Source organism: Aliarcobacter sp., assembly GCF_041672065.1.
Lineage (GTDB): Bacteria > Campylobacterota > Campylobacteria > Campylobacterales > Arcobacteraceae > Aliarcobacter > Aliarcobacter skirrowii.
Genome location: NZ_JBAZAH010000013.1, coordinates 24,062 through 36,241, shown reverse-complemented (window position 1 = coordinate 36,241; position 12,180 = coordinate 24,062). Strand labels below are relative to the sequence as shown.

The following is a 12,180-nucleotide window of genomic DNA, read 5'->3' as shown; positions in this document are numbered from 1 at the left end:
AGAATATTTAGCAAAAAAATAAAAACATTTGGCCACTTATGTTACAATACACCAAGAATACTTTTTAACTATTCAACTGGCCAAATGTTTATGCATTTGTGTGGCCAAGTGCATGCGTCTCAACAATTTAGTTTATTTACTAAAAAACAAACTTTCTATTTCATTAACAATTTTGTTATATCTAATCTTATTTTCAATAATAATATTAGCTTGTTTTGGTTCATATTTATATTTAATTTCATTATCTGATAGTAAAAATAATTCTACATCCTTTGTTTTATTTTTACTAATATATACTGATAGTTCATTTATATGGATTGGTATTTCTATTTTCATTAATGTTTTGGGTTTTATTAAATCTCTTCCATATTCTTTTGATTGTATTACTTCAAGACCTAATACATCTCTTAATAAATTATTTCCTTTTAAAATGAATAGAATATAATCAAAATATTTTATACCATTAGTAGATAATTTAGCTATTAGCTTAGAAAAGTTTATTGTTTGTGGTTTAATATTTTTGTAATTTATTTTACCATTCCCGAACATTAATTCAAGGATATTATAAGGCAATAATTTAGTTGAAATTCTATCTGAAGTTGAAAGATTATTAATATTTTCAACAAAAATATTTTTGATAATCTGTATATAATAATCACTGCTCATTGTTCCTAAATCTTTAATAATATAAGCATTTATATATTTAAAAATCCAATAACTATTTTCCTTAATAAATTTTATTATCTCATCTAAGTATATTGGTGATAGTTTAACAGGTTGCTCTGAACTTCCTCTGCTTGGTTCATAATATTTACAAGAAAGCATACGATGATGTTCAATATGTGTATAATATCCTTTAACATGTTTAAAAAAATAATCCCCACCTATTGAAGTAGGTTTGGAAAGAAAAACTTTTAAATTACATCCTCCCGTACAATACCCAAAATATTTACTTGTTGATCTAGGAGTATGTTTATACAAATATATTTCTGAATTTTTTGTGATTTCTACATATTTATTTGCATGATATATATCAGTTCCACCTGGTATTAGTGTAAATTCTTTACTCATTTTTGTCCTTATAATTTATTGTATAAACATATTTTCATAATGATATTTAGTTATCTTATAATATTATAAAATTATAGGTATTATATAATAAAATTAATTTTATTTTAATTTCTTAAAAGGTTAATAAATTTGATAAGAAAAATAAAAAAAAGTCATATTTCTGTAACAGGATATTTCTCAAGTTATAAAAATAAAAGACAAATAAATTTTGAATCAAAACTAGAGCATGATTTTTATTTATTGCTTGAATTTGATAAAACTGTTACAAGTTATCAAGAACAACCTTTTAATATTTATTATATATATCAAGATAAAAAAAGAAGATATACTCCTGATGCATTAGTAAATTATATTGATGGTACACAAAAAGTATTTGAAGTAAAACCAATATTTAAAATACAAAACGATAGAGAACTTCAAGAAAAAATCGAATTACAAAAACAAAAAATCAAAAAAGAAAAAAATTTAGAATTATTTATTTTTACAGATGCAAATATCGATAAAATTTATATGGATAATATAAAAATAATATACAATTTCGCATTTATTAAAGAAAATAAAGAAATAGAAGATAAAATCAAAAATGAACTTTTGAAATTAAATATACAGATACAAATAAAAGAATTATTAGATAGAATAACAAATAATCAATTTGATAGGTTAAAATATATTCCACATATTTGGAACTTGGTATTTAATAATCCTAGATGTGTAGATTTTACAAAAAAAATTACAATGGCTTCAATAATTAATCCCAAAGGATTAAAATGAGTAAATTAAAAATCAAAAAAAATGAAAAAGTTTTTTACCAAAATGAACAATATATTATTATAAAAATAATTGATTTTTACTCTGTACGAATTCAATCTATAAAAAATCCAGATATTCAATTTGAAGTACTTATTTCAGAACTATCATCAGAAGAAAATAAAAAGATTATTTTACTTGATAATATTACTGATGAAGAATGGGCAATAGCAGAAAAACGATACGAAATAATAAAAGATTTACTTTTTGTAAGCAGAACAAAGCAAGAAGTTATAGATTTAGCAAAAGAACATAATATTGCATATACTACAGTTTATCGATGGATTAAACAATATGAAGAAAATGAACAAAAAAGTTCATTGGTACCAAATACAAAAAATAGGGGTAAAAAAGGAAGTAGATTAGATCCTAATGTTGAATTAATTATTGTAAATACAATTGAAGAGTTATATTTAAATAAACAAAGATATAGTTTAAATAAAATATTTAGAAAAATAAAACAACAATGTCAAGCTGAAAATGTAGAATTTCCTCATGAAAATACAATAAGAAATAGAATCAAAAAAATTGACCCAAAATTGGCTCTCAAAAGAAGACATAGTTCTCGCAGAGCAAATAGGGAATTTGGTAATTTTGAAGGACAATTTCCTGATGGCTTATGTCCTATGGATGTAATTCAAATTGACCATACACCATTAGATATAATATTAGTTGACGAAAAATATAGAAGACCTATTGGAAGACCAACTCTTACTTTAGCAATTGATGTTTATTCAAGAATGATTGCTGGATTTTACTTATCATTGCATTCAACGGGTTATTTTAGTGTAAACCAGTGTCTATACAATACTTTTTTACCTAAAAATGAATTTTTAAAAGAGCAAAATATTGAAGGGGAATGGAGTATTTATGGAATACCTAGAATAATTCATGTTGATAATGGTGCTGAGCTAGTTGGATTAGATATGGAAAGAGTTTGCTCTGAATTAAATATAACATTGGTTAAAAGACCTGTAGGGGAACCTCAATTTGGTTCTCATATTGAACGTTTTTTCTCGACACTAAAAAATGAAGTGCACAATTTACCAGGAACAACTGGTTCAAATATAAAAGATAGAGATGGATATGATTCTGTAAAAAAAGCATCATTTAGTTTAAAAGAACTAATTCGATGGTTAACACAATATTTTATCAAGTATCATAATAAAATTCATTTAGGTATTAATAATACTCCTGCAAAACAGTATGAGATAGGAATTTTTGGAGATGATGAAAATATTGGTGTTGGACAGCTACCTGATATACTTGAAGATAAAGAAAATATAAGAATAACTTTATTACCTGCAATTTATAGAACTATTCAAAGAGATGGTATAACACTTGATGGACTTAATTATTACGGAGATGTATTGCGTCATTGGATTAATAGAAAAGATGAAAAAGGAAACAAACTAAAATTCAAAATAAAAAGAGACCCATTAAATATCAGAAAAATATATTTCTTTGACCCTGAACTTGAAGAGTACTTTGAAATTTATTATAAAAAAATAGAAGCACCTGAAATGACTTTATGGGATTTAAATAGTGCAAAGAAATATTTAAAAGAAAAAAATATAGAGAATTATAATGAAAATGATATTTTTGAAGCATATTATATTCTAGAGCAAATCGAAGATGAAGCGGTGTCAAATACTAGAAAAGCAAAATTGCGTAAAACAAAATCTATTAAAATGAAAGATATAAAAGAATCTAAAAAAGTTGAAGATAAACCTATTCAAAAAGACAATAGTTTAGATGATTTATTTTCAGATATTAAATTATTTGATATTCATAAGAAATAAAAAGGATTAAATTTGGATGATATTCAATTAACAGCTGAAACAAAAGAAATTCTTTTAAAAACTGATGAAGAAAGATTTGAATATATTTCAAAAACATATTGGATAGATTATCCTTCAGCTTCTGAAATTTTACAAAAAATGGAAGATTTAATTAGATATGAGAAAGGTAAACTAAGAGTTACTAGTATTTTATTAGTTGGTTCAAGTAATAATGGAAAAACTTCATTACTTGAAAGATTTAAAACTTTACATAAGAATTATGATTTAAATCTTTGTACCATAGAAGAACAAAGAGAAAAATATTTTAGTGAATATCATGCAACAGGAATGCCAGTAATTTATATTATTGCACCAACAGAAGTAACAGAAGGAAGATTATATTCTGAAATATTGAGTACACTCAATGCCGAATATAAAGAAAGAGATACAACAGCAGCTAAAAAGAAATTGGTTGAACATTATTTTCATAGTTTGAATGTTGAAATGTTAATTATTGATGAAATACACAACATTTTAGGTGCTTCATCACTTAAACGAAATGCAATGATGGATACAATTAAAAATTTAAGTAATCAATTAAAAATACCAATTGTTTTATCAGGTACAAAAGATGCTTTAAGAGCCATTAGTACCAATAGCCAAATAAGTAGTAGATTTAGACCTATGTATTTAACAAAATGGAAAATGAATAAAGATTTTATTACTTTATTGGCAACAATTTTAAGTATGTTGCCTTTAAAAAAGAAATCAAATATTTTGAATAAAAATGCAGCAGAATTAATACTTGAAATAACAGAAGGATATATTGGTGAAATAATTAATTTACTTAAAGAATCTGCAATATATGCAATAAGAACAGGAAGTGAACAAATTACTATTGATGAATTTAAAAATTGTGATTTTAATAGTTTAAAAAATGTTCATAAAAATGAGAGTTTAAAAGATATATGATTAAAAAAATTAAAAATCCATTGATTGAAAAATCAAGATTTTTAATTGTTCCAGAACCATTAGAAGGTGAGATTTTTTCTTCATGGTTTGCAAGATGCGCATATGCTCACAAAACTCATCCAAGAACATTTTGGAATTTACATTTTCCAAAAAATAAATTTATTTATAGTATAACTTCAAATATAGATGCTACAGTATCTGATGAAATTCTTCAAGTATTAAGTATAAAAACATCATTTAGTTTTTTAAAATTAAGAAATATGACAATGAAATCATATGATGGATATTTACAAGAAGAAATAATTCGTAATGGTAATAATAAATTTTTAACAAATTATAGGTTCTGCCCTAAATGTTGGCAAGAAGACAAAATACCTTATATTAAAAAAGAGCATAGAGTAATATTTTCAACATTTTGTGAAAAACATAAATGTTACTTGTTGGATAAATGTCCTGAATGCAGAACTCCAATTTCATTATTTAAAATGTTTAATAATGAATTAGTATATGAATTTTGCTCTAATTGCGGTTTTAAATTGTCACATAGTAGCGTTAATTATCTAAAAAAGGGACTTAATTACAAATTTAATTGTAATTTAATAAATATTTTGAAAAAAGGCTATATTCAATTAGGAGATTATTTCATATATTCTTTTTTATTTTTTGATATGATTTCTCATATCAGTAAGTTGATATTATCATCAAAGAAAATTACAATTAATGCTATTGAGAATAAAATATTAAAAAAAATTTCTAAAAAATATTTTTTGAGTAGTAAAACTTTTTTATCTCAAATATCAATAAAAGAACAGTATATTTTATTTAGCATAATTTTATCTATATTTGAGGAATTCCCAAAAAAATTAGAATTATATATTACTCAAAATCAATTATCATATTTTGAAATGGTTAGAGATATCAAAGTAGTTCCATATTGGTATGAAGAATCAGTTAATGAAATATCTCCTAAAATAGTTTATCTTTCAAGAATGATAAGTGAAGAAGAAATATTAAATGGAATAAAATATTTAAAAAAAAGAGATATTTTAGTTAATCAAGCTAATTTAACAAAGCTCTTGGGATATAACTTTTTTAGTTCATATAATCACTTAAAGAATTTATTTAAAAAATTTAATGAAATAACAAAATGATTTTTGATAGAATCTGAGTATCTAAATTAAATTAAGAATGATTAATGAATAAAAAAAGTTTTTTCTCAAAATTTGCAAGTTCAGCTTTTATGATAATAGGGTTGATATTTTTGATAGTATATCTGCTCATTCCAGAAAATGCACATCCAATATTTGATATTTTAAGAAATTTATCTAATGCACTAGGTTCAATTTTAATTATTGGTGGAATTTTTGAAATAGTTTTTAAAGAAAAATTTATAAAAGAAGTTACTAGTAGTTTTGTAAAAACTATTTTCTTAAAGCCTGCATCATTAGAAAATTTCAAAGATGAAGAATTAGAACAAATTAATAAGAGTATACAATCTAGACTGCTGTATGGTAATAGAAACAATTATTACTCGAATAGAATACTAACTATGATTAATGATAGCTTTTATGAAATGGCAAAAGGAACACATCATAATAAAGATTTTAACACATTTTTCCAATATTATAATTCTGTACTTTATGTTAATGAAAGAAAAGAAAATTATGTAAACATTGAATATGAAATAAAGTACGAAATAATTAATAATACAAAGAATAAAGAAGAAGTCGAAATAGATATTTTTTCAAAAAGATTTTTTCCATTAAGTTTAAGTTTAGCAGATAGTTGTGTAACACAAGAATTAACTTATTTAAATATTAAAAGTGATGGTAAAAGTATGGATTATTCAAAAGAAATAAGAGATGGCAAGTTCAAAGAACAAACTTTAGATAAAGATGACTTGGATAACATAAGAATTCAAGAAGATGTTAAACGTCAAATTCAAGAAGATAAAGATGGTACATTTAGTCCTTTTAAAGTTAAATTTAAAGAAAAATTAATTGTAGAAAAGAAAATTAAGATAGTGACACTTTATGATGATATATCTTTTTCTCATATTTTCAAGAGACCAACACTAAATTATTCAATACAGTATCACGATGAAAATGTTTCCGTAAATACAAAAGATTATTTAACTTTAAGATTTTTTTCAGGCTTAAATAAGAAATCTAGTGATAAAATACACCCTGTTTTAAAGGGTAAGGTTATAAGTTTACACGTTTCAGATGGATTGTTACTACCAGGAGAAGGTATTTCAATTGTTGCATTAAGAGATAGGTAGTATTTTTTTAATTTAACAATTTTAAAAGGAATTAAAATGAATGTTATATTTAATTGGGGAGAAGAAGATTAATCTTCTTTGTTGCAAAGGGTGAAGAGTTATACTTTTCACCCTTTTTTTATATTTTTAATGTTTTCTATTTCTCTTTTTAAATTATAAATAACATCATCAACCCAGTTGCATAATAGGTATTCTTCTTCAGTTTTTTTTACATGAGCCTTTTTATACATAACTAAATTATATTTAATATAAACATATTCCATTAAATCATCATATGATTTACATTCTCCTATATAATAACTTATTATATCTTGAATAATAACTTCTGTAAGTTCAAAATCTTCAGTATTTTTTGAAATAAAGAACCATGTGGATATACCTTGCCATAATTTATCCAGTTCAATTTCAATAATAAAGATATATCTATTATTGTATAAAAAATCTGCATATAAGCAATTTCTATTCTTCTTTGATGAAAGATAATATCTTGTAGAAATATTTTTTTTACTATTTTCTTTTGGAGTGATATTAATTAAATCTGATATACCAATAGCTTCAACTCCAATTTCTTGTGATAGAAGATTAAAAAGCATATAAAAATCATTTATGTTAAATATATTAATGCTATTATTTTCACCTTCTCCATAAAATGAATAGATGCATTGAACTAGTTTATCAGAGCCAATAGCTTCTGCATTTTCAAATGTTGGATTAACTATATCACTTGTAAATTCAGTCGTCATTTCACCTTCTGAAATTTTATAAATATCTTCAATTTTTATTTCAATGTGTTCAGTATTTCTATCTTTATTAGCTGTATCACCATCTAAACTTATATTATAAATGGAAGAAGGGATACCTGTTTTAATTATTTTTTCTATTTTATTGGACTTTTTCTTTTTGAATTTTTTTATATTTACTGGGATATTAATTTCAATAGAAGATTTTCCAAATTTTGAAGTGTATTTCTCTACATTAATTTTTGTAAAATTAAAAGATGATGAATCATTAAATATATCAAGTACTAAAATTTTTGGTTTAGGTGAATTATTTAAGACAATATATGATGCATCTATTTCAAATTCTTCTTTTGTTGGGAAATTAGCCTTTATTTGTCCAAATGGTTTTGTTTTTTCTTGACTACTTTTTTGATTAATAAAATAGCTAAAATTTTCTTTAGAGTCACTATTCTCTAAAAATCTACAAATAAATGGATAATCTCTTTTTGCTGCAGTTGAACGTACAGAAATATAAACTATATCTCCGTCTTTATAAAATTTTGTATCTTCGCATAGTGATGAAAGAGAATTATTAAATACTGCTTTTTTCATTGAAGAAGAAAGAAAATAAAATCTATTAGCAATAGTATAAGTTGGTATTATTAATTTAAAATCATCACAATCAAGTAAATAACAACACTGTTTTAAATAAAAGTTCTTAAAATAATCATAACTAACTAAATGCAAGTCAGATTCACTAATTACCTCTTTGAGTGTTTGTATTTGGAGTTCATTTGTAGTGTCAATATTAAAAGTTGATGATTTAATAATATTATTCTTACCAATTATTTTATTTCCTTTATAAATATTTCCTATTTTATATCTGTATCTTAATAATTCTGGTGGAATTAGAACTGTTGTATAAAAATTTGTTTTAATATCTTTAACTAAAACTCTGTAATAGTAAGGATAGCCAGAATAATCTATATCTAATACAAAAATAATTTCATAAGAAGTATTTGGATTATTATTAAAAAATTCAAGTATAGGTTTATTATTTTTTTCCATAAAAAATTATATGATAGAGTAACTTTATAGATAATAAATAATATAAAAATTATTTATTTTGCATATCATATTCTTATATTTTGTATATTATTTAACGATAAAAACTCAGAAGGATTTCCATTTCTTTGTTCATTTTTTTCATTGGTTCTTTTTGTACTTGTGCACAGGATACATGCTTTTTTTGCTCTAGTTACACCAACATAATGTAAATTCAAATCTTGCTTCCAATTACTATAAATAGGGTTATTGAAATCATTATTTAAGCCAGGACGTTTATTTGGTAGTATCCATTCATATAGATCTAAGTGGAATACAATGTCAAATTCAAGCCCTTTTGATTTATGTAAAGTCATTATTTGTATTTCATCATTTGAGCCTACTGAATATATTTCTAATTCATGATTTAAAACATTATTTAATAATTCTAACGAATTTTCTTGATTTTGACTAGGTATTAATTTTTCAGCAATTTGTTTAAATAAGATTTTAATTTCTTCAAAATTAGGTTCTGTACTATTCAACATTAATTTTATATTTTCAAAATACTCTAACAGCTTTTTTTGTTCATTAGATTTTAATTTGTCTAATAAAATAAACATTTCTATTACTTCTGTTATTGTTCGTTTTGTATCATAAGAAAATTTTAAAATATTATCAAATAATTGAGAAACTTGATTGTTGTCCAATTCAAGTGATGATTGCTTTAAGACCCTATGGGGAGTTCTCATATTATTATCGAGAAGTGTAGCTGTTCTATGTCCCCTCGTGAGAATAGCAACATTAGATAAAGACTCAACACCTAAATAATTACATATTGTTTTAATATGTTTGTCAATCCAAGTCGCGATACTAATTTCATTTCCACTAATATTTCTATGATAAACTCTTATATCATCAGTTTCAAGTAATTCAACATTATGGCTTATGAGTGATAATGAATAATTTATGATTGATGGATGACAACGATGATTTCTACTCAAAGAGAATGTAGTAAAATCACTATCATCTATTAAAGCAGATAAAAATTCTGGACTTTTTCCTGTAAATTCATATATAGACTGATCTAAATCTCCAACTGCAATGGCTGTTAAACCTAAATTTTTAAGTTTCATGAACACTTCAAACTGTTCTTTCCCACAGTCTTGAAATTCGTCTATAATGACAAATTTGTACTTTGATTTTAAATAATTACGACATGCTGAAGAGTTGTCAAATATATAGATAGCATACACTTCTATAAGATTAATATAAATTTTTCCTTGACGGAATAAAGAAGTTATATAATCAGTATGAGTTGAGTCAGATGAATTAAAGTTTTTTTCAATATATTTAATATATTCTAATTCATCATTACTTAAAGAATTTTCGTTTATATCTATAATATGAATTTTATTTTCTGATAAGCCAAAAATTTGTTTTCCAAAAGATAAAATTATTTCAGATATATAAAACTTATGAATAGTTCCAAAAAACGACTCTTTTTTATTAAAACCTCCTTTGAGACTTCTATCTTTTAATTCTTTACTTGCTTTATTTGTGAAAGATATTGCAATTACTCCTTCATGGCTTTTCATAAAAGGTAATAATTCTCTTATTTTTTCAGACAAAACAAATGTTTTCCCACTGCCAGGTCTAGCTACAACTACAATATTACCAGAAGCGTTAATTATATTTTTTTGTTCATTAGTCGGTGTCATTAATTGCTTCTATAATTTCTTTACATTTCAATAATGGTAAGCTAATTGGATCAGTTAATAATATGGATAAATCACTTTGATGTTTTTGAAGAAATTCAAACATCGAACCGCCTTTTCTATTTTGCATTTCAACTAATATTTCATCTTTAGTTGTTAAGTCATAAAACTCTTTCAGTTTAGTGAGCAGAGGACTATTAACTAAATCATTTTCTAAATCTTTTTGTGACAAAAATAAGTTATATTGCTCTAAGAATGTTTTTAATTCAATAGTTGATTTTATTATTCCTGCGTTGGCTGGTAATGTAACTCCATGTATATTATCTAGATGAGTTTGATAAGTAGTATTTAATTCTTCTTCGTTAGAAATGATAAAAGATTTATAAATATCCATGCAACGCTGAATTCCAGCAAATCTATATTTATCATTTTTTGGTAATTTAAAAATATCATTATCTGTTCTCATTATCCAAGGTATTTGAAGTAACTCTAAAACTTTAATATACGGTTTAAATCCTACTCCATCGACCATAAGAATACTAATATTTAATTTATCTAAATCAATACCTATTGCTTTAGAAAGAGCTTTATAGAAAAGTATTTCTGATTGCCCTTCTACTAAGAATACTAGATCTGCATAAAATGCTTCTGTTGAAATAATATCTAGTCTGTGTGCAAAATTAAATAATTCATCCTCAATTTCACTACTACATCCGTCATTAACTCCAAAAGTAGCCCCATTTTTTTGATATAATTTAATTATTGAATTAGGTTTGAATTCTGAAATAATTTGTGGAGAGTGTGTGGTTATAATTACTTGATTATTTAGAGTTTCAGCTAAATATTCAGATAATTTTCTTTGTTGATGTGGATGTAGGTGTGCTTCAGGTTCTTCTATACAATAAAAAGATACTTCATTAAGTTCATTTATATCGCTGTTATATTTATTAGTCCATAAAGCTAAAAATATTTGATTGAGTTTTCCATCTCCTCCAACTGTTAAGAATTTTTCATTTGTTTCTGCAGCTAAGTTTACCTTTCCTAAAAGAGCGTTTATATCATCTCCAGCCATATCCAAGACTAATTTTTGTGATTCATTCTTAAATGATAATTTATTTAATTCATCATTTATTTTATTAGTTGCATTTTTTACATATGTAATATTTCTAACATCTTTATTTAAAGATTTAAGGCTCGTTTCTACTTTATTTTCTATTGCAGTATCATTTTCAATATCATTACTATTCCTCCCCTCTTTAGCTTTATCAATTAAAAGTTTTTTTTCTTTTTGGATAAATGAATATAAGTTTCTTGAACTTCCAACATATTTCAAATTGAATGCTTTTAAATAATATCTTCCTTGTATTTCTTCTAGTAAAGTCAATGATGAACCAATAAATAATTTGAATTCAGAATCATTTTTTAGTATGGTATATTTTAAATATAAAATACCATCTTCCGACACAAATTCCCTTAATTTAGATAAAACAAAATCTTCAGTAACTTCATCAAATTTTATAATGATTTCAATACTATTTGTATTTTCATATGCAAAAAAATCAGCTTCATTCAATTCCATATCAGATTCAGAAATATTTTTATCAAGCAATAATCTAATGGCGTATATTAAGTTTGTTTTACCAATGTCATTAAATCCCATCAGGGCAGTATGTTTATTAAATTTAAATTTGGCATTTTTAAAGTTTCTAAAACCTTTTATGTTGACTTCTGATATTTTCATTTTATATATGTTTCCCCTTTTTACTTTTAGTATAAATGATAAATTT

At 24.0% G+C, this 12,180-nt stretch carries 9 protein-coding genes; 5 read left to right on the top strand and 4 right to left on the bottom strand.

What is annotated here, in order from left to right; genetic code table 11:
- Window positions 1-132: 132 nt before the first annotated feature.
- Window positions 133-1,071 carry a hypothetical protein gene (locus tag WC168_RS03570; RefSeq protein ID WP_372617579.1) on the bottom strand — a complete coding sequence of 313 codons (939 nt, stop codon included), beginning with the start codon at window positions 1,069-1,071 and terminating at the stop codon, window positions 133-135.
- Window positions 1,072-1,200: 129 nt separating this feature from the next.
- Here WC168_RS03570 and WC168_RS03565 point away from each other — a divergent pair, with 129 nt between their 5' ends.
- From WC168_RS03565 to WC168_RS03545, 5 genes are read left to right on the top strand one after another with little or no spacing between them, the layout of a single operon-like run.
- Window positions 1,201-1,842: a TnsA endonuclease N-terminal domain-containing protein gene (locus tag WC168_RS03565; RefSeq protein ID WP_372617578.1), complete on the top strand. Its 642-nt coding sequence runs from the start codon at window positions 1,201-1,203 to the stop codon at window positions 1,840-1,842.
- A complete protein-coding gene (locus WC168_RS03560) occupies window positions 1,839-3,680 on the top strand; it encodes a Mu transposase C-terminal domain-containing protein (protein ID WP_372617576.1) in 1,842 nt (613 codons plus the stop codon). The genes WC168_RS03565 and WC168_RS03560 overlap by 4 nt, the downstream gene beginning before the upstream one ends.
- A 12-nt stretch (window positions 3,681-3,692) precedes the next feature.
- A complete protein-coding gene (locus WC168_RS03555; protein ID WP_372617574.1) occupies window positions 3,693-4,631 on the top strand; it encodes a TniB family NTP-binding protein in 939 nt (312 codons plus the stop codon).
- A complete protein-coding gene (locus WC168_RS03550) occupies window positions 4,628-5,782 on the top strand; it encodes a TniQ family protein (RefSeq protein WP_372617572.1) in 1,155 nt (384 codons plus the stop codon). The genes WC168_RS03555 and WC168_RS03550 overlap by 4 nt, the downstream gene beginning before the upstream one ends.
- A gap of 44 nt (window positions 5,783-5,826) precedes the next feature.
- Window positions 5,827-6,912 carry a hypothetical protein gene (locus tag WC168_RS03545; RefSeq protein ID WP_372617570.1) on the top strand — a complete coding sequence of 362 codons (1,086 nt, stop codon included), beginning with the start codon at window positions 5,827-5,829 and terminating at the stop codon, window positions 6,910-6,912.
- A 107-nt stretch (window positions 6,913-7,019) separates the two neighbouring features.
- Here the strand turns inward: WC168_RS03545 and WC168_RS03540 are convergent, their stop codons facing one another.
- The 3 genes from WC168_RS03540 to WC168_RS03530 form a co-directional block, all read right to left on the bottom strand.
- A complete protein-coding gene (locus WC168_RS03540) occupies window positions 7,020-8,699 on the bottom strand; it encodes a hypothetical protein (RefSeq protein ID WP_372617568.1) in 1,680 nt (559 codons plus the stop codon).
- A gap of 65 nt (window positions 8,700-8,764) precedes the next feature.
- Window positions 8,765-10,396: a UvrD-helicase domain-containing protein gene (locus tag WC168_RS03535; protein WP_372617566.1), complete on the bottom strand. Its 1,632-nt coding sequence runs from the start codon at window positions 10,394-10,396 to the stop codon at window positions 8,765-8,767.
- Window positions 10,383-12,134 (bottom strand): ATP-dependent endonuclease, encoded by a 1,752-nt coding sequence (locus WC168_RS03530; protein WP_372617564.1) that lies wholly within the window; start codon window positions 12,132-12,134, stop codon window positions 10,383-10,385. The genes WC168_RS03535 and WC168_RS03530 overlap by 14 nt, the downstream gene beginning before the upstream one ends.
- Between the last annotated feature and the right edge of the window lie 46 nt (window positions 12,135-12,180).

Excerpts from the sequence above, each read along its gene's own strand:
- WC168_RS03570 (WP_372617579.1), bottom strand. The coding sequence starts at position 1,071 with ATGAGTAAAGAATTTACACTAATACCAGGTGGAACTGATATATATCAT.
- WC168_RS03560 (WP_372617576.1), top strand. The coding sequence starts at position 1,839 with ATGAGTAAATTAAAAATCAAAAAAAATGAAAAAGTTTTTTACCAAAAT.
- WC168_RS03550 (WP_372617572.1), top strand. The coding sequence starts at position 4,628 with ATGATTAAAAAAATTAAAAATCCATTGATTGAAAAATCAAGATTTTTA.
- WC168_RS03545 (WP_372617570.1), top strand. The coding sequence starts at position 5,827 with ATGAATAAAAAAAGTTTTTTCTCAAAATTTGCAAGTTCAGCTTTTATG.
- WC168_RS03540 (WP_372617568.1), bottom strand. The coding sequence starts at position 8,699 with ATGGAAAAAAATAATAAACCTATACTTGAATTTTTTAATAATAATCCA.
- WC168_RS03535 (WP_372617566.1), bottom strand. The coding sequence starts at position 10,396 with ATGACACCGACTAATGAACAAAAAAATATAATTAACGCTTCTGGTAAT.
- WC168_RS03530 (WP_372617564.1), bottom strand. The coding sequence starts at position 12,134 with ATGAAAATATCAGAAGTCAACATAAAAGGTTTTAGAAACTTTAAAAAT.